This is a genomic window from Streptomyces nodosus (assembly GCF_008704995.1).
Taxonomy (GTDB): Bacteria; Actinomycetota; Actinomycetes; order Streptomycetales; family Streptomycetaceae; genus Streptomyces; species Streptomyces nodosus.
Genome location: NZ_CP023747.1, coordinates 4,829,021 through 4,847,302, shown reverse-complemented (window position 1 = coordinate 4,847,302; position 18,282 = coordinate 4,829,021). Strand labels below are relative to the sequence as shown.

Below are 18,282 nucleotides of genomic sequence, written 5' to 3'. Positions count from 1 at the left end.
TGCCGCTGATAGACACACCCTCACCCAACCGGCGTCACCCGGTTCCGCCCGTCCCAGCAGTCCGACAAGCCGTTCCCGTGCGAGTGATGACGCGAGGTCACCATCGATGAGCACGCAAGACCAGCACGGCCCGGGGCGCTCCCGCCCGCACAGTCACCGACCCCGTACCCGGCGCCTCATGGCCGCCGTCCTGACGCTCACGGCAGCCCTCGCCGCCACTCTCACCCCCGCTCCCCAGCAGGCCGAGGCCAAGGAGGACGGCACGGTCCTCACCGTGGCGGTCGCCCAGAGCGTGGACTCGCTGAGCCCCTTCCTGGCGGTACGGCTGCTCAGCACGAGCATCAACCGGCTGATGTACGAGTACCTGACCAACTACGACCCCAAGGACGGCCATGTCATACCGGCCCTGGCCACCAAGTGGGAGTCGTCGCCGGACAAGCTGACCTGGACGTACACGATCCGCTCCGACTCCAAGTGGTCCGACGGTGAGCAGGTCACCGCGGCCGACGCCGCCTGGACGTTCGGCAGGATGATGACGGACGAGGCGGCGGCCACCGCCAACGGCAGCTTCGTCACCAACTTCGATCAGGTGAGCGCGCCCGACCCCACCAAGCTCGTGATCCGGCTGAAGAAGCCGCAGGCCACGATGACCGCGCTCGATGTGCCGATCGTGCCCAAGCACATCTGGGAGAAGGTCACCGACCTCTCGAAGTTCAACAACGACAGCACCTTCCCGATCGTCGGGAACGGACCGTTCGTCCTCACCGACTACAAGCCCGACAGCTATGTGCGGCTGAAGCCCAACAAGAGCTTCTGGCGGGGCGCGCCCAAGTTCGACGAGCTGGTCTTCCGGTACTACAAGGACCAGGACGCGGCGGTCGCCGCCCTGCGCAAGGGCGAGGTCTCCTTCGTGGCCGGCTCGCCCTCCCTGACACCGGCCCAGGCCGCCTCGCTCAAGGGCGAGAAGAACATCCATGTCAACGAGGGCCCAGGACGCCGCTTCTACGCCCTGGCCGTGAACCCGGGCGCCCGAGCCAGGAACGGCAAGAAGTTCGGTGACGGCGACCCCTCGCTGCGGGACGAACGGGTGCGGCACGCACTGTTCATGGCGGTGGACCGGGGGGCCGTCGTGGACAAGGTCTTCCAGGGCCATGCGGCGGAGGGCCAGGGCTATATACCGCCGCGCTACTCGTCCTACTTCTGGCAGCCGTCGGCGGACCAGGAGCTGGCGTACGACCCGGCGAAGGCCGCCCGGCTCCTCGACCAGGCGGGCTACCGGAAGAACGCCGACGGCAAGCGCACCGGCAAGGACGGCAAGCCGCTGGACTACCGGGTGCTGTGCCACGCCACCGACCCCAACGACAAGGCGGTCGGCCAGTATCTGAAGGAATGGTGGGGCAAGCTCGGCATCGGGGTCCGGCTCGACTGCCTGGACAACGTGACCGACCCATGGCTCGCGGGGAAGTACGACCTCGCCTTCGACGGCTGGTCGGTCAGCCCCGACCCCGAGTCCGTGCTCTCCCTCCACACCTGCGCCGAGCTCCCGGCGACCCCGAAGGACACCGGCGGCACCGACAACTTCATCTGCGACAAGACGTACGACGAGCTGTACGCCCGGCAGTTGGCCGAGTACGACCCGGGCAAGCGGGCGGATCTGGTCAAGCAGATGGAGTCACGGCTGTACGACCTCGGGTACATGAACGTCATGGCGTACCCGAACGCGGTCGAGGCCTACCGCACGGACCAGATCGCCTCGCTGACCACCATGCCGGAGAAGGCGGGCAACATCTACGGCCAGGACGGCTACTGGGGCTGGTGGTCCGCCGTCCCGGCGAAGTCCGCCGGTTCCTCGGGCGGTTCCTCGTCCACCGGGATCGTCGTCGGCATCGTCGCGGGGGTGGTGGTCCTGGTGGCCGCCGGGGTGTTCCTCGGGATGCGCCGCCGCGCGGGCGCCGAGGATCGTGAGTAGCCGATGACCCCGTCCCTGGCACGGACCCGGCGGCAGGCGGACCTCCATGACCGCTGACGCGGCCTCCGCACCGATCGACAAGGCCGAAGGGCCGGTCCCCGCACGGGGGCCGGCCCGCGGGGCACGGTCCGGCTCCCGGACCGCCTATCTGCGCTATGCGGCGGGCAAGGCGGGCGGCGCCGCCGTCTCCCTGCTCGCCGTCCTGGTCACCAGCTTCTTCCTCTTCCGGCTGATCCCCGGCGACCCGGTGAAGTACATGACCGGCGGCCGCCAGGTCTCGGCGGAACAACTGGCGGCGTACCGGCGGGAGTTCGGACTCGATCTGCCGCTGTGGGAGCAGTTCACCGACTACTGCCAGAAGGCGCTCACCGGAGACCTCGGCACCTCGTACCAGTTCCGGGCACCCGTGGTCGACAAGATCACCGAAGCGCTGCCGAACACCCTGGTGCTCACCGGCACCGCCTTCGTCCTCTACACGGCCCTCGGCATCTTCCTCGGCACCCGCTCCGCCTGGCGGCACGGGCGGCTCGGCGACCGGCTGAACACCGGTCTGGCGCTGACCCTCTACTCCCTCCCGTCCTTCTGGCTGGGCCTGTTGCTGATCATCGTGTTCGCGGTGGGCACCGGCCCGATCCCGGGCCTGTTCCCCACCGGAGGCATGGAGTCGGGCGGCCGGGAGGGATTCGCCTACGCCGTCGACGTCGCCCATCACCTCGTACTGCCGGTGGTCACCCTGGTCGCGATCGAGTACGGGCAGACCCTGCTGGTCACCCGCTCGGCGCTGCTGGACGAGATGGGCGGCGACTATCTGACCACCGCGCGCGCCAAGGGCCTCAGGGACGATCTGGTCCGGCGCCGGCACGCCGTGCCGAACGCGCTGCTGCCGACCGTGACGCTGATCTTCGTCAATCTCGGCCGGACCGTCGCCGGGGTGATCCTGGTCGAGACCGTGTTCTCCTGGCCGGGCCTCGGCGGACTCTTCTACCAGGCGCTGAGCGTGCCCGATCTCCCCCTGGTCCAGGGCCTGTTCTTCGTCTTCGCCGCCACGGTGATCGTGATGAACACCCTGGCCGATCTGATCTATCCGCTGCTCGACCCCCGGGTGGGCCGATGACGACCGAGACGACATCCCCGGTGGCGAAGGCCGGTCCGCGGGCCATGGCATGGCGACGCCGGCGTCACTCCGCCCTGCGGTTCTGGAGGCAGTACCGCACCCGTCGCGCCGGGCTTCTGGGCCTGGCCGCGCTCACCCTCTTCGCTCTGCTGGCACTGACCGCGCCGCTGACCGTCGGCTCCGACGTGACCGGGGTGACCGACGCCCCGGGCCGGCCACTGGAGAGCCCCAGCGGCGCGTTCCCGCTCGGCACCGACCGGTTCGGGCGCGATCTGCTGGGCCTGCTGGTGTGGGGCTCGCGGGTCTCCCTGCTGGTCGGGCTGCTCGCGGCCGTGCTGTCGGTGGCGATCGGCGCGCTGGTCGGGATCACCGCGGGGCACTTCCGCGGCGCGTACGCCACCGTGCTGATGCGGATCACCGACTGGTTCCTGGTGATGCCGACGCTGGTCCTCGCCGTCGCGCTCGCCACCGTGATGTCCCGCTCGCTCAGCACCATCGTCCTGGCGATCGGCGTGACGACCTGGCCGACCACGGCCCGGCTGGTGCGCGCGCAGACCCTGGCGGTGGAGTCGCGGCCCTATATCGAGCGGGCCCGGGCGCTGGGCGGCGGCCACGGGCACATCATGCTGCGGCATGTGCTGCCCAATGTGATGCCGCTGGTGCTGGCGCAGACGACCCTGATGATCTCCTCCTCCATCCTCTCCGAGGCGACGCTGGCCTTCCTCGGGATGGGCGACCCGAATGTCGTCTCCTGGGGCGGTCTGCTCCAGGACGCCCGTGAGGCGGGCGCGGTCAGCTCCGGCGACTGGTGGTATCTGGTCCCGCCGGGCATCGCGATCGCCGTCGTCGCGCTGTCCTTCACACTCTGCGGGCGCGCCGTGGAATCCGTGCTCAACCCGAGGCTGGGGGTGGCCCGTTGACACTCCTGGAAGTCCGGGACCTGGAAGTGACCTATGCGGGCGGGGCCACCGCGGTCCGTGGCGTCGACCTCTCGCTGGAGGCGGGCCGGAAACTGGGCATCGCCGGCGAGTCGGGCTGCGGGAAGTCCACCCTGGCGCTCGCGCTGCTCCGGCTGCTGCCCGCCGGCACCCGGATCGGCGGGCAGATCCTGCTGAACGGCGAGGACATGCTGACGATGCGCTGGGGGCGGGTCCGGGCGGTCCGCTGGGCGGGCGCCTCGATCGTCTTCCAGGGGGCGATGCACTCCCTGAACGCCGTGCACCGCATCGGCGACCAGATCGCCGAGCCGATCCTGCTGCACCACCGGGCGACCGCCGCCGGGGCGCGGCGGAAGACCGGTGAACTGCTGGAGCAGGTGGGGCTGCCGGCCGCGCGGGCGACGGCGTACCCGCATGAGCTCTCCGGGGGCCAGCGCCAGCGCGTCATGATCGCCATGGCGCTGGCCTGCGACCCCCAGCTGATCATCGCCGATGAACCGACCACCGCGCTGGACGTGATGATCCAGGCGCAGATCCTGCGGCTGATCGGCCGGCTGGTCGCCGAGCAGGAGCTGGGCCTGATCATGATCAGTCACGATCTGGCGGTCCTCGCCGAGACCTGCGACCGGCTGGCGGTGATGTACGCGGGCCGGGTGGTCGAGGAGGGCCCTGCCCGGCAGGTCCACGAGGACGCCCGGCACCCCTACGGCAAGGCCCTGTCGGCGGCGTTCCCGCGCATCGGCGACCCGGTCTCCCGGTTCGCCCCGCGGGGCCTTGCGGGGGATCCCCCCGACCCGTCCGCGCTGCCCTCCGGGTGCGCCTTCCATCCGCGCTGTCCGGTGGCCCTGGAGAGCTGCGCCGACCAGGACCAGCTGCTGCGCCACGCCGGCCCGGGGCGGCGCGCGGCCTGTGTGCACATGGAGCCGACGGTGCCCGGCCCGGCCGCCGCGACCGAGGACGCGAGGAGCACCCCATGACGGCGGCACCGACCCTGCTCAGCGCCGAGAGGCTGAAGGTGACCTTCCCCGGCCGGCACGGCGGCCCCCCGGCCCGGGCCGTGGACGGTGTGGAACTCGGCATCCGGGCCGGGGAGATCGTGGCCCTGGTCGGCGAGTCGGGCTGCGGCAAGACCACCCTGGCCCGGGCCCTGCTGGGCCTGGAGCGGCCGACCGCGGGCCAGGTCGCCTTCGGCGGCAGCCCCCTGGACTACACCTCGCGGGCCCTGAAGGCCTATCGCCGACGCGTCCAGCTGGTGCTCCAGGATCCCAGCGGCTCGCTGAACCCCCGGCACACGGTGTACGACGCGGTGGCCGAGGGACTGCGGATCCACCGGTACACCGGGGACGAGCGGACGGCGGTCGCCGAGGCCCTCTCCAAGGCGGGACTCCGGCCGCCCGAGCGGTTCTTCCTGCGCTACCCGCACGAGTTGTCCGGGGGGCAGCGCCAGCGGGTGGTGATCGCGGGCGCGCTGGTCCTGGAACCCGAACTCATCGTCGCCGACGAGCCGGTGGCCTCGCTGGACGCCTCGGTGCGCGGCGAGATCCTGGCGCTGCTGCTGCGGCTGCGCACCGAACTGGGCCTGTCCGCACTGGTCGTGACGCACGATCTGGGACTGGCGTGGAACATCGCCGACCGGGTCGCGGTGATGTATCTGGGCCGGATCGTGGAGACCGGCGCGGTCGAGCAGGTGCTGACGGCCCCTCGGCACCCGTACACCCAGGCCCTGTTGTCGGTCCTGCCGGAGGCACCGGGCGAGCCCGTGATCCTGACGGGCGAGCCCCCGGACCCCTCCCGCGTCTCCCCCGGCTGCCGCTTCCACCCCCGCTGCCCGATCCTGGCGAGCGGCGAGGCCGAACGGGCGGGCGTCGCCGACGCCTGCCGCACCCAGGACCCCGAGATCCTCACCGCGGACACCGACCCCCAGGTGGCCTGCCACTGGGCACGGGCACGGGTGGCCGGCTGAGGCGGGGCGCCCCGGGGCGGGGCCGCCCGTGCGCTCAGGCGATGTCCGGGTATGGGTCCGTCGCGAGGCGTGCGTGGAGGTGGGTGTCGTGGTACGTGCCCGGCTCGTCCGGGGCGGGCAGGAAGCCGCGCAGCACGCCCTCGTACCCGAAGCCGCAGCGGTCGGCGACCCGGCAGGAGGCCGTGTTGGGCACCGCGTGCCCCAGGTCGATCCGGTGCAGCCCGAGCTGTTCGAATCCCCAGCGGACGCACAGTTCCACCGCCCGGGTGACCGTGCCCCGGCCGCGCGCCTCGGGCAGCAGCCAGTACCCGACCCCGGCGTGGCCCATGGGGCGCTCTATCCGGTGGAGCTCCACGCTGCCGAGCACCTCGCCCGTGGCGGCGTCGGTGACGCAGTACGGGGCGAGCAGTCCCTCGTCCAGAAGCCCGGCGCGCCGGTCCATGAGGGCCCGTGCTCCGGCCTCGTCCAAGGGTGCGGACCGGAGCGGGGACCAGCGCCGCGTCTCGGGGTCGTTGACGCCCTTCAGCAGGGCGGGCACATCGTCCTCGCGCCAGGCCCGCAGACGCAGACCGAAGCCGTGGAGTTCCGTGTACGGCAGGGCGCTCTCCGCCACCGTCCGCGTCATGGGCGTTCCTCGGGTGCCGTAGGGATGCATGGGGGTTCGGGGCGCGCCACGAGCTCCACCTCGAAGCCGTCCGGGTTCTCCAGGTAGGCGGCGTAGTGGTGCGGGCCACCGGCGTAGGGGTGGCGGTCCGCGAACATCAGGGTCCAGCCGTGCCCGGGCGCCTCGCTGACCAGGGTGTCCAGCTCGCGCCGGGTGGGGACGTCGAACGCCAGGTGATTGAGGCCGGGACGGAGCCGGTCGTGCCGGTCGCCGCGCAGGGCCGGGGAACGCTCGATCACCAGATAGGTGTCGCCGGAGCGCCAGCTCACCCCGTCCGGCCAGTCCTGGTACGGAGTCCAGCCGAGCCTGCCGAGGAGCCAGCCCCAGCAGGCGCGGGCGCACTCCAGGTCGGCCACCCAGAGCTCGATGTGATGCAGTGTCACCGGGTCGCTCCCCTCCCCGTTCTCCTCTTGCTGTGGCCCGTCCTGGGGAACGGCGGGCTGATACGACGGGTTCCCGGCACCGTCGTGCGGTGCCGGGAACCCGTCGGGATCAGGTGCTGTCTCTCAGTGCGTCAGGCCGCGCCGACGACGTCCTTCTCCTCGGCGAAGTGGCAGGCCGACTCGTGAGCCGCAGGGGAGTCGACTCCCTTGAACCGCTCGGGGATCGCCAGGAGCGGCACCTCCTGGGAGCACTTGTCCTGGGCCTTCCAGCAGCGGGTGCGGAAGCGGCAGCCGGACGGCGGGTTGGCCGGGGAGGGCACATCACCGGTCAGGATGATCCGCTCACGATGCTCACGGGCGTCCGGGTCCGGCACGGGAACCGCCGACAGCAGCGCCTGGGTGTAGGGATGCGTCGGGTGCTCGTAGATCTGCTCGTCGGTGCCGATCTCGGCCATCTTGCCGAGGTACATCACGCCCACCCGGTCGGAGATGTGCCGGACGATCGACAGGTCGTGCGCGATGAAGATGTAGGAGAGGTTCAGCTCGTTCTGCAGTCGCTCCATCAGGTTGATGACCTGCGCCTGGACCGAGACGTCCAGCGCGGAGACCGGCTCGTCGCAGATGATGACCTCGGGGTTGAGCGCGAGGCCGCGGGCGATGCCGATGCGCTGGCGCTGACCGCCGGAGAACTGGTGCGGATAGCGGTTGATGTACTCCGGGTTGAGGCCGACCAGGTCCAGCAGCTCCTGGACCCGACGGCGCCGGTCGCCCTTCGGGGCCACCTCGGGGTGGATGTCGTAGGGCTCACCGATGATGTCGCCGACCGTCATCCGCGGGTTGAGCGAGGTGTACGGGTCCTGGAAGATCATCTGGATGTTGCGCCGCACGGCCTTCAGGGCCCCGCCGGACAGCTTGGTGATGTCCTGGCCCTTGTAGAAGATCTCGCCCGCGGTCGCCCGCTCCAGGTTCATCAGCAGCTTGGCCACGGTCGACTTGCCGCAGCCGGACTCGCCCACGACGCCCAGGGTCTCGCCCTGGTACAGGTCGAAGGAGATGCCGTCGACGGCCTTGACCGCGCCGACCTGCTTCTTGAGCAGGATGCCCTGGGTGAGCGGGAAGTGCTTGACCAGGTTGCGCACCTGAAGGATCGGCTCGCCCCGGTCGACGTGCGCGTCGAGGGCGGCGACCGCCTGTTCCTCGGAGTGCACATCGGCGACCTGCACGGCGGAGACGTTCGGCGTCGCGTCCGTCGGCTTGCCTGCCTCGGTCGGGTCAGCCATGGATCGTCTCCTTCCAGAAGTGGCACGCGCTGGCGCGGCCCGGCAGTTCGGTTCCGTCCTGCTCGGTCACCGGGACCAGAGGCGGAAGATCGGTGCGGCAGATGTCCTGGGCCCGGTCGCAGCGCGGGTTGAAGGCGCAGCCGCTGGGCACCTTCAGCAGGTTGGGCGGCAGGCCCTTGATCGCGTAGAGCTCCTGGCCCTTCTGGTCCAGGCGCGGGATCGAGTCCAGCAGACCGCGGGTGTAGGGGTGGGCCGGGCGCTTGTACAGCTCGTGCACGGGCGCCGTCTCCACGATCCGGCCCGCGTACATGACCGCGATCTTGTCCGCGACGTCGGCGACGACACCGAGGTCGTGGGTGATCAGGATCAGGCCCATCTGGTACTCGCGCTGGAGTTCCGCGAGCAGGTCCATGACCTGGGCCTGCACCGTCACGTCGAGGGCCGTGGTCGGCTCGTCGGCGATGATCAGGTCGGGCTCCAGGGCGAGCGCCATGGCGATCATGATGCGCTGGCGCATACCGCCGGAGAACTGGTGCGGGTAGTCGTTGACCCGCGCCGCGGCGGCCGGGATCTTCACCCGGTCCATCAGCTCGATGGCCTTGGCCTTGGCCTCCTTGCGAGAGGCTCCCTGGTGGACGCGGAACATCTCACCCAGCTGGAATCCCACGCTGAGCACGGGGTTGAGCGAGGACAGCGCGTCCTGGAAGATCATCGCGATCCGCGCGCCGCGCAGCTTGCGCCGCTCCTCCTCGGACATCTTCAGCATGTCCTGGCCGTAGAAGCGAATCTCCCCCTGGGGGATGCGGGCCGGCGGCATGTCGAGGATGCCCATGATCGCCTGCGCGGTCACGGACTTGCCGGAGCCGGACTCGCCGAGCACGGCGAGCGTCTCGCCGGAGTTCACGGAGTAGTTGACGCCGTTGACGGCCTTGACCACTCCCTCGCGGGTGCTGAACTCGACGTGCAGATCGCGCACTTCGAGCAGCGGGCCGGTCTTGTCGCCGCCTCCGGATCGCGGAGCCGGGACGGCGTCCGTCGAATCGATGATGGTCACGTACGCCTCCCTCAGCGCATCTTCGGGTCGAAGGCGTCGCGCACGACGTCTCCGAGCATGATGAACGCCAGCACGGTGATGCTCAGGGCGCCGGCCGGGAACAGCAGCGCGTGCGGCGAGGTCAGGAACCGGTCCTGGGCGTCACTGATCATGAGGCCCCAGGAGATGTTCGGGTACTGGATGCCGATGCCCAGGTAGGACAGGGCGGCCTCGGCGGCGATGTAGACGCCGAGGTTCATCGTGGTGATGACGATGACGGGGGCGAGCGTGTTCGGCAGGATGTGCCGGAACGCCATGCGCCATGAACCCGCGCCCAGCGCACGGGCGGCCATCACATAGTCGTTGTACTTGTTGGAGATGACCTCGCCACGCATGATCCGGAAGACCTGCGGCCAGCCGAGGATCGCCATGATGACCGACACCGACCACACGTCACCCGTGCGCCAGATCGACATGATCAGCAGACCACCGATGATCAGCGGCAGGCCGGAGAACACCTCGGTGATACGGGAGAGCAGCGCGTCGATCCAGCCGCCGGCCAGACCGGCCAGCATGCCCACCAGACCGCCGATCAGGGTGGTGGCGATGGTGGTCACCACACCGACGACGACCGAGTTGCGGGCGCCGTACACGGTCCGCGTGTAGATGTCGCAGCCCTGCACGTCGAAGCCGAACAGGTGACCGGAGGTGGGACCGTCCATGGAGTTCTGCAGCTGGCAGAAGCCGTCCGAGAACGGGGAGCGCGCCGTGAACAGGCCGGGCATGATCGCCAGGGCGAGCAGGCACACGATGATGAAGGCGGTCACCAGGAACATGGGCCGCTTGCGCAGGTCCGCCCAGCCGTCCTTGAGCAGGCTCGCCTGCCGGGCCGCCGCCTTCTCCTCGGCCTCCGCCTCCCGCTCCGCGGTCAGCGCGTCGGCGGGGGGCTTCTCCATCGTCTTCTCACTCATAGCGGATCCTCGGGTCGAGCACGGCGTACAACAGGTCGACGAACAGGTTGGCCATCAGGTAGATCAGCACCAGCAGCGTCACCAGACCGACCACGACGGGCCGTTCGCGCAGGTACACGGACTGGGCCAGCTGGCCGCCGATACCGGGCATGTTGAACACACGCTCGGTGATGATGGCACCGCCCATGAGGGCGCCGAGGTCGAAGCCGAGGAAGGTGACGACCGGGATCATCGAGTTGCGCATCGCGTGCAGGCCGATGACCCGGCGCCGCGGCAGGCCCTTGGCGACCGCGGTGCGCACGTAGTCGGCGCGGATCGACTCGGTCATGCTCGACCGGACCAGTCGCGCGATGTACGCCATGGAGGTGGAGGCGAGCACGATGGCCGGGAGGATGTAGCTCTGCGGCCAGCCCTTGTCGATGCCGGAGATCGGCGTGATCTTGAGGTTCATGCCGAACTCGAGCTGGAACACGCTACCGAGCACGAAGACCGGGATCGAGATCAGGATGAGGGTCGCGACCAGGACCACGTTGTCGAGGAACTTGCCCTTGCGCAGCGCGGAGAGGACGCCCGCCAGGATGCCGATGACGGCCTCGATGACGAAGGCGGTCAGGCCGAGCTTCACCGTGATCGGGAACCGCTGGGAGACGATGTCGGAGATGGCACGCCCGTTGTACGTCTCGCCGAGGTCACCGGTGAAGACACCGCTGATGTAGTGCCAGTACTGCTGGTACAGCGGCTCGTTGAGGTGGTAGTGATCGCGAAGGATCGCCGCGATGTTGGGGTCGGCGCGCTTGTCGCCGGCCAGTGCCTGGATGGGGTCGCCGGGCAGAGCGAAGACCAGGCAGAAGATGATGAATGTGACGCCGATCACCACAGGGATCACCTGCAGGAGGCGGCGCACGACGTATCGGCCCATGGGTACTCCAGAGGGGGGTGCTGGACCCGCCCGCGGCCGGGGCGAGGGCACAGGCGGACGGGAGACGGCAGAAGGGGTGAGCAAGGGAAGGCTTTGAGCCCCTCCCCTTGCTCACCCTGTTTCCGCTGTATGTGGGGGTTACTCAGACCTGGTTCAGCTGAGCTTGACCGTGTCCCACAGGATCTGGTGGCCGGCGACGTTCATCGACTTGATCTTGTCGCTGAAGCCGAAGTTCATGGTGTAGAAGTACACCGGAATGTACGGCATGTCCTTCAGCAGGATGTCGTCGGCCTTCTGGTACGTCTTGATGGCGTCCTCGTGCGTGGGAGCCTTGTCGCCCTGGGCGAGGAGCTTCTCGAAGTCCTCGTTGACGTAACCGGAGTAGTTGGAGCCGTTGCTGATGGCGTCCTTGGAGAAGATCGGACGGAGGTAGTTCTCCATGTCCGGGTAGTCCATGCTCCAGGCCATACGGAACGCGCCCTGGTACTTCTTGGCGTCCAGGTCGTTCAGGATGGTCTGGAACTGCTCGAACGGCTTGGCGATGACCTTGACGCCCAGGTTCTGCTGGATCTGGTTGGCGACCGCCTCGACCCAGTCCTTGTGACCGCCGTCGGAGTTGTAGCCGATCTCCAGCGTGTTGCCGGGCAGCCCGCCGCTCTTCTTGTAGAGCTCCTTGGCCTTCGCCGGGTTCAGGGTGCACGCGTCACCGCAGGCGCCCTTGCGGTAGCCGTCGATCGTGGGGCTGATGTAGTCGTCCGCGGGCGTACGGGCACCGAGGAAGATCTTGTCCGCGATCGTCTGGCGGTCGATCGACATGGAGATGGCCTGACGCAGGTCCGCGTTCTGGAAGGCCTTGTTGTACTTGATCGGGAAGCCGATGTAACCGACGGCCGAGTCGGCCTGGTCCACCGTGCGGCCCGGCAGGTCCTTCTTGTAGGTCGCCAGACCCGAGGTCGGGATCGTCAGCAGGGTGTCGAGGTTGCCTGCGACGAGGTCCTTGTAGGCCGTGTCGAGGTTCGAGTAAATCTTGAAGTTGACACCCTTGACCGCGATCTTCGACGCGTCCGGGTACTTGTCGTACTTCGTGGTGCTGATTTCCTCGTTGTGCTTGAACTTGCCCTTCATCTCGAAGGGACCGTTGCCGATCGGCGCCTCGCCGAAGCCCTTCGGGTCCTTGAAGAACGCCTTGGGCAGCGGAACGAACGCGGTGAAGGACAGCTGCGACGTGAACGCCGCGAACGGGGCGGTCAGGGTGACCTGAAGGGTGCTGTCGTCCACGGCCTTCAGACCCGACATCTTGTCGGTCGAGGGCTTCTTGCCCTCGCCCGGGTTCAGGTCGCTGAAGCCCTGGATGTGGCTGAACAGCGGGTTGGTCTGCTGGGCGTTGCTCTGGTTGGCGCCGTAGTTCCAGGCGTCGATGAAGGACTGGGCGGTGACCTTCTCGCCGTTGTGGAAGGTGTAGCCGGACTTCAGCTTGATCGTCCAGACCTTGTTGTCCTTGGTCTCGATCGACTCGGCCATGGCGTTGACGACCTTGTTGTCGGCGTCAAGCTTGGTCAGACCCGTGAAGAGGGCGTTGATGACCTGGCCGCCCTCGGTCTCGTACGTGTTGGTGGGAACCAGGGCGTTCTGCGGTTCACCGATCTCCACCGACAAGACGCCGTTGCCCTTGGCACCGCCCGAGCTGCCGCTGTCTCCGCCACCGCCACAGGCCGTCGCACCCAGCGCCACAACCGCGGCCATCGCAACCCACTTGGCGCTCTTGGCACCACGCATGGGGCTCCTCCTCATGAGTCCTTAGGTTCACCGCATGGAGAGGCACATGACACAGCACCGTCACCGGTGGCTGAAACAGTCAGGTGCCCCCCGCGCTCGCGAGTCGTCGCCGACTGCAGCGCATGACCCGTTCATCCGAGCTCTACGCGCCTAACTATCTGCCATTGCGCCCTGGCCGAACCACACCGTCGAGGTCTCGGTTCGATCACACCTGACGCTCACTTCTCCCAAAATCCGGACAAACAGTTCGGTGAAAGATCGCTGCGAAACGGACTTGTTACACAACTATCGGTATGAGTTGTCCGCATACCGGACAGCGGGCGGAAAAGTCGATTGCGCTCGGCAGCGGAAGGAACTATTCGACGCCGCAAGCGGTACAAGGGGCGACGAACCACATCAGGTGGTCCGCGCATCCCGGCAACTTTAGCCGTGTGGGGCCACGAGGACGATCGGCCGGAGCTCCCGGCGGCCGCCCATAGGGAAAACCCTCTATGTCACTCGTCGGCAGCAGGTCAGGCCGACCGGGCGGGGCCGTGCGAACGCGGCGCGACCGGCACTGACGAGGGTTCTCCGCGACGGCGGGGCACCCGGGCGGAATGCCGCCCGGGTGCCCCGCCGTCGCCGTACGCGCCCCCTTGTGGGCGCGCGCCGAGCCGCTCCGGCGGCATGGGCCGCACGACCCGGGTGCGAACGCGGAAGGTGCGGCACCGCCCACGGCGGTACCGCACCTTCTGTCCGGCTCGACGGGACCCCGGCCGGCGGCGCCGGCCGGGGTCCCGTCGGCTCAGCCGTGCTTGGCGCGGCTGGCGGCCCGGGCGCGCTCGCGCTGGTCGAGGTTGACCTTGCGGATGCGGACGGCCTCCGGGGTCACCTCCACGCACTCGTCGTCGCGGCAGAACTCCAGGGACTGCTCCAGCGACAGCTTGCGCGGCGGCACGATCGACTCGGCGATGTCGGACGTGGCGGACCGGATGTTGGTGAGCTTCTTCTCCTTGGTGATGTTGACGTCCATGTCGTCGGAACGGGAGTTCTCGCCGACGATCATGCCCTCGTACACCTCGGTGCCCGGCTCCACGAAGAGCACCCCGCGCTCCTGGAGGTTGGTCATCGCGAACGCGGTGACGGCACCGGAGCGGTCGGCGACCAGCGAGCCGTTGTTACGGGTCTGGAGCGGCCCGAACCAGGGCTCGTGGCCCTCGTGGATGGAGTGGGCGATACCCGTGCCGCGGGTGCCGGTCAGGAACTCGGTGCGGAAGCCGATCAGACCGCGCGAGGGCACCACGAACTCCAGGCGCACCCAGCCGGAGCCGTGGTTGGACATGTTGTCCATACGGCCCTTGCGGACGCCCATGAGCTGGGTGACGGCGCCCATGTGCTCCTCGGGCACGTCGATCGTCATGCGCTCGACCGGCTCGTGGACCTTGCCGTCGATCTCCCGGGTGACGACCTGCGGCTTGCCGACGGTCAGCTCGTACCCCTCACGGCGCATCTGCTCGACCAGAATGGCCAGCGCCAGCTCGCCCCGGCCCTGGACCTCCCAGGCGTCCGGCCGCTCGGAGTCGAGGACCCGCAGCGAGACATTGCCGATCATCTCGCGGTCGAGCCGGTCCTTGACCTGGCGCGCGGTGACCTTGCGGTCCTTGACCGCGGCCTTGACGTTGGCGCCCTTGCCGGTGCCGCCCCTGCCGACCAGCGGCGAGGTGTTCGCGCCGATGACCATGGAGATCGCGGGCTCGTCGACCGTGATCAGCGGCAGCGCGACCGGGTTCTCGGGGTCGGCCAGGGTCTCGCCGATCATGATGTCGGGGATACCGGCGACGGCGCAGATGTCACCCGGGCCGGCCTTCTCGGCGGGCTTGCGGGTGAGGGCCTCGGTCATCATCAGCTCGCTGATCCGCACATTGCTGATGGACCCGTCGCGCTTGATCCAGGCGACGGTCTGGCCCTTGCGGAGCTCGCCCTGCTCGACGCGGAGCAGCGCGATACGGCCGAGGAAGTTGTCGGCGTCCAGGTTGGTGACATGCGCCTGGAGCGGAGCGTCCTCGTCGTAGGTCGGGGCCGGGATGTGCTGCAGGATCGTGGAGAAGAACGGCTCCAGGCTGTTGCTGTCGGCCGGGACCGTGCCGTTCTCCGGCTTGGTGAGGGAGGCGATGCCGTCGCGGCCGCAGGCGTAGACGATCGGGAACTCGATCTGCTCCTCGTCGGCGTCGAGGTCGAGGAAGAGGTCGTACGCCTCGTTCACGACCTCGTCGATCCGGGCGTCGGGCCGGTCCGTCTTGTTGATGCAGAGGATGACGGGCAGCCGCGCCTGGAGCGCCTTGCGCAGCACGAAGCGGGTCTGCGGCAGCGGGCCCTCGGAGGAGTCGACGAGCAGGACGACGCCGTCGACCATCGACAGACCGCGCTCGACCTCGCCGCCGAAGTCGGCGTGGCCGGGGGTGTCGATGATGTTGATCGTGATGGGCTCGCCGCCGTCCTTCGGGTGATACTTCACCGCGGTGTTCTTGGCGAGGATCGTGATGCCCTTCTCACGCTCCAGGTCGTTCGAGTCCATGACCCGGTCGTCGACCTGCTCGAGCTGGTGGGCGGCGAAGGCACCGGCCTGCTTCAGCATGCCGTCGACGATGGTCGTCTTTCCGTGGTCGACGTGGGCGACGATGGCGACGTTGCGGATGTCGTGGCGCGTGGCCATGTGTGGCGTACTCCCGGAGTGGTGAGGACGGCCTGCGCGAACGTCTGAGTTACGCGGGCCCTGCCGGGCTGGACACGCCTCGGCCTTTTCCCATTTTAGGGGGACGGCGCGAGCTGGGCGTGCGGGGGACGGTGCGGGCCCGCTGACCAGGCACGCCGCACCGTCCCGGCGGCAGGATCAGGAGGAGGGGCTCGCCGAGGGACTCGCCGGCGGCCTGGCCCCCTTCTTCAGGAAGCCCATGTTCTCGTAGACCGGGGTCTGGAAGCCGAAGGAGCCCGCGTTGGCCAGATCCGAGCGGGTGACCGTGAGCTGGGGGCGCTGGTAGAGCGGGATGGAGCCCGCGGCGGCCCAGATACGGGCATCTGCCTTGCGGACCAGGTCCCGCTCCTCCTTCCCGTCCAGCGAGGCGATCGCCTGGGCGAAGAGCTGGTCCACCTGGTCGGTGCCGATCCGGGTGTAGTTCTGCTCGATGCTCAGCGAGCCGTCCGCCGCGGGCACCGGCTTGGCGTAGATCGGCCGGGCGTCGGTGGCGGGGTAGGCGGACGCGGGCCACGAGTAGAGCGCCAGGTCGTAGTCGCCGGCCGCGACATGGTCCTTGAAATAGCTGTCGTCGGGGACCTTGGTGATCTCCGTGCGGATCCCGACCTTCTCCAGCATGCGCGCGATCCGGTCGCCGACCGTCCGCAGGGTCGCCGAGCCCGCGCCGGAGGGCAGCACGAACCGCAGCTGCAGCGGCTTGCCGTCCTTGGCGACCACCGCGCCCGTGGTGCCGGCCGGGGCGGCGGTGCCCTTGGGGGCGTAGGCGCCCGGCATCCCGCTCTGGTCGTGCTCCTGCGCAGGGTCCCCAGGCTCGTTGCGGGGCCCCTTGTCGTCGCCGCCGGCGTTCTTGCCGTCGGACCCGGCCGCCTTCGTCGCGTCGGCCCCTGCGGTCTTCTTCTCCTCGGGCCCGGAGCTCTTCTTCTCCGAGGGTTCGGAGCTCTTCTTCTGCGAGGGTTCGGAGCTCTTCTTCTCCTCGGATCCGGCGGTCTTCTTCTTCTCCTCCTTGATCGGCCCGCCGGGCACCCAGCCCGCCTCCGACAACAGGGTCTGCGCCTGGGCGGTGTCCTGCTCGCCGAGGGCGCCGCTGTTGTCGGCGTAGGCGTCCTGCCCGGAGAGGGCGAGATGGCTGCCGACGGGGACCACGGGCAGCCCGAGCGGCTTGAGGACCAGCCCGGCCAGCTCCTTGCGGTCCAGGGCGCGGGCCACCGCCCGGCGCACACGCTCGTCGGAGAGCGGGCCACGGGAGCCGTTCAGGGCGAGCTGGGTGTAGGCGGGCTCCAGGGACTTGTGGAGCGCGAAGCCGCGCAGCGTCTGCCGCTCACCGCTCGACGCGCCGGACTCGCCGCCCGGACCCGCCGAGGAGGGCTCTGCCGAGGAGGGCTCCGCCGCGGAGCCACTCGGTTCCGCCGGGGCCGAGGCCGAGGCCGCGTCGGCCGTCGCCGTCCCCGACGGTCCCCGCAGGGACGTGCTGCCCTGGTTGCCGGCGGCAAAGGTGATCCTCCCGGCCTCCTCCGGGTCGATCTCGGCCATGTCGATCTTCCCGCCGGCGAGCGCGGCGGCCCGCTGGTCGCGCGGGACGGCGACCAGCACGATCTCGGAGAGCTTGGCGGACCGGCCCCACCAGCGCGGATTGCGGGCGAGCGTGATCGTGCCCGCCTTGGCGTCGACGTTCTTGACGGAGAACGGGCCGGAGGTCACCTTCAGACCGGTCCTCGCCCCGTCGTTGAAGGAGTTCGGGCTGCCCGTGACGTCCTTCGGGTACAGCGGCGAGAACAGCGACCTCCAGTCGGCGTACTGCTTGCCGAAGGTCACCTTGACCTCGTGGCTGTTCGCCCCGCGCTCCACCTTCTCGATGCGGTCGTAGCCGGCGTTGCGGGCGGTCCAGTACGCGCTGTCCCGGCCGGAGAGGGCATGCCACTGGGCGGCGAAGTCGTCGGCGCCGATCTTCCGGCCGTCGCTCCAGACGGCCCGCTTGTTCAGCCGGTAGACGACGACCTGCTTGGGCTCGGTCGACTCGACCTTGGCGGACTCCAGATAGTCCTGGTCGATCTCGGGACGGCCGTTGGTGTCGAGCCGGAACATCGAGGGCAGCACGGCCCCGGCCACCCGGGTGGTGGCGGCGCCGGAGTCGGCCTGGAAGGTGTTCAGGGTGCCGGGCACGGCGTCGACCGCCCAGCGCAGGGTCCCGCCGTCGGCGAGGAGGGTGCGGGCGGCCGGCGCGATGTCCTGCGCGGCGACCGGTTTGCTCACCTCCTCGTCGGCACTGCAGGCGGCGAGCGCGGGCACCGCGAGTGCACCCGCGGTGAGGAATACGACCGAGCGCTTCACCGCGCGCGGTCCGACGTCGTCGTGGGACATCACGTCCACCTCCGGGAGCCGCTCGGCCGACGAGCAGGGGGTTATGATCCGATTTGGAAGCATTTGATATTGATCAGATATATGACCTACCGGGGAGCAAAGACTCGGGCGGTTAGGCCGACACAGCGACGAAATCCCGGAAGGCCACCCGGACGGTCCCATCGAACTGCTCATCCGAACTGC

The 18,282-nt window shown here is 69.3% G+C and carries 14 protein-coding genes; 5 read left to right on the top strand and 9 right to left on the bottom strand.

Annotated elements, in window-relative coordinates; genetic code table 11:
• Window positions 1-106 precede the first annotated feature (106 nt).
• From CP978_RS21960 to CP978_RS21940, 5 genes are read left to right on the top strand one after another with little or no spacing between them, the layout of a single operon-like run.
• Window positions 107-1,969 carry an ABC transporter substrate-binding protein gene (locus tag CP978_RS21960; RefSeq protein WP_043443585.1) on the top strand — a complete coding sequence of 621 codons (1,863 nt, stop codon included), beginning with the start codon at window positions 107-109 and terminating at the stop codon, window positions 1,967-1,969.
• 46 nt (window positions 1,970-2,015) lie between these two features.
• Window positions 2,016-3,083: an ABC transporter permease gene (locus tag CP978_RS21955; RefSeq protein ID WP_043443583.1), complete on the top strand. Its 1,068-nt coding sequence runs from the start codon at window positions 2,016-2,018 to the stop codon at window positions 3,081-3,083.
• Complete coding sequence (locus tag CP978_RS21950; RefSeq protein WP_043443582.1) at window positions 3,080-4,003, top strand: ABC transporter permease; 924 nt, start codon at window positions 3,080-3,082, stop codon at window positions 4,001-4,003. Before CP978_RS21955 ends, CP978_RS21950 begins: the two co-directional genes overlap by 4 nt.
• Window positions 4,000-4,998: an ABC transporter ATP-binding protein gene (locus CP978_RS21945; protein WP_043443580.1), complete on the top strand. Its 999-nt coding sequence runs from the start codon at window positions 4,000-4,002 to the stop codon at window positions 4,996-4,998. Before CP978_RS21950 ends, CP978_RS21945 begins: the two co-directional genes overlap by 4 nt.
• On the top strand, window positions 4,995-5,984 hold the full coding sequence (locus CP978_RS21940) for an oligopeptide/dipeptide ABC transporter ATP-binding protein (protein WP_043443578.1): 990 nt from the start codon (window positions 4,995-4,997) through the stop codon (window positions 5,982-5,984). Before CP978_RS21945 ends, CP978_RS21940 begins: the two co-directional genes overlap by 4 nt.
• Before the next feature lie 34 nt (window positions 5,985-6,018).
• On the opposite strand, the gene CP978_RS21935 is transcribed toward CP978_RS21940, so the two are convergent.
• The 9 genes from CP978_RS21935 to CP978_RS21895 form a co-directional block, all read right to left on the bottom strand.
• Window positions 6,019-6,609, bottom strand: a complete 591-nt coding sequence (locus CP978_RS21935) for a GNAT family N-acetyltransferase (protein ID WP_043443577.1) — start codon at window positions 6,607-6,609, stop codon at window positions 6,019-6,021.
• Window positions 6,606-7,031, bottom strand: a complete 426-nt coding sequence (locus CP978_RS21930; RefSeq protein WP_052454234.1) for a VOC family protein — start codon at window positions 7,029-7,031, stop codon at window positions 6,606-6,608. Before CP978_RS21930 ends, CP978_RS21935 begins: the two co-directional genes overlap by 4 nt.
• 131 nt (window positions 7,032-7,162) lie before the next feature.
• Window positions 7,163-8,311 (bottom strand): ABC transporter ATP-binding protein, encoded by a 1,149-nt coding sequence (locus tag CP978_RS21925; RefSeq protein ID WP_043443575.1) that lies wholly within the window; start codon window positions 8,309-8,311, stop codon window positions 7,163-7,165.
• A complete protein-coding gene (locus tag CP978_RS21920) occupies window positions 8,304-9,365 on the bottom strand; it encodes an ABC transporter ATP-binding protein (RefSeq protein ID WP_043443572.1) in 1,062 nt (353 codons plus the stop codon). Before CP978_RS21920 ends, CP978_RS21925 begins: the two co-directional genes overlap by 8 nt.
• 11 nt (window positions 9,366-9,376) lie before the next feature.
• Window positions 9,377-10,315 carry an ABC transporter permease gene (locus tag CP978_RS21915; RefSeq protein ID WP_043443570.1) on the bottom strand — a complete coding sequence of 313 codons (939 nt, stop codon included), beginning with the start codon at window positions 10,313-10,315 and terminating at the stop codon, window positions 9,377-9,379.
• Complete coding sequence (locus CP978_RS21910) at window positions 10,308-11,234, bottom strand: ABC transporter permease (RefSeq protein ID WP_043443568.1); 927 nt, start codon at window positions 11,232-11,234, stop codon at window positions 10,308-10,310. The genes CP978_RS21915 and CP978_RS21910 overlap by 8 nt, the downstream gene beginning before the upstream one ends.
• A 153-nt stretch (window positions 11,235-11,387) precedes the next feature.
• Complete coding sequence (locus CP978_RS21905) at window positions 11,388-13,010, bottom strand: peptide ABC transporter substrate-binding protein (protein WP_150478277.1); 1,623 nt, start codon at window positions 13,008-13,010, stop codon at window positions 11,388-11,390.
• Window positions 13,011-13,794: 784 nt separating this feature from the next.
• Window positions 13,795-15,702 carry a translational GTPase TypA gene (typA, locus tag CP978_RS21900; RefSeq protein ID WP_043443564.1) on the bottom strand — a complete coding sequence of 636 codons (1,908 nt, stop codon included), beginning with the start codon at window positions 15,700-15,702 and terminating at the stop codon, window positions 13,795-13,797.
• Window positions 15,703-15,879: 177 nt separating this feature from the next.
• On the bottom strand, window positions 15,880-18,099 hold the full coding sequence (locus tag CP978_RS21895; RefSeq protein WP_043443562.1) for an ABC transporter family substrate-binding protein: 2,220 nt from the start codon (window positions 18,097-18,099) through the stop codon (window positions 15,880-15,882).
• Between the last annotated feature and the right edge of the window lie 183 nt (window positions 18,100-18,282).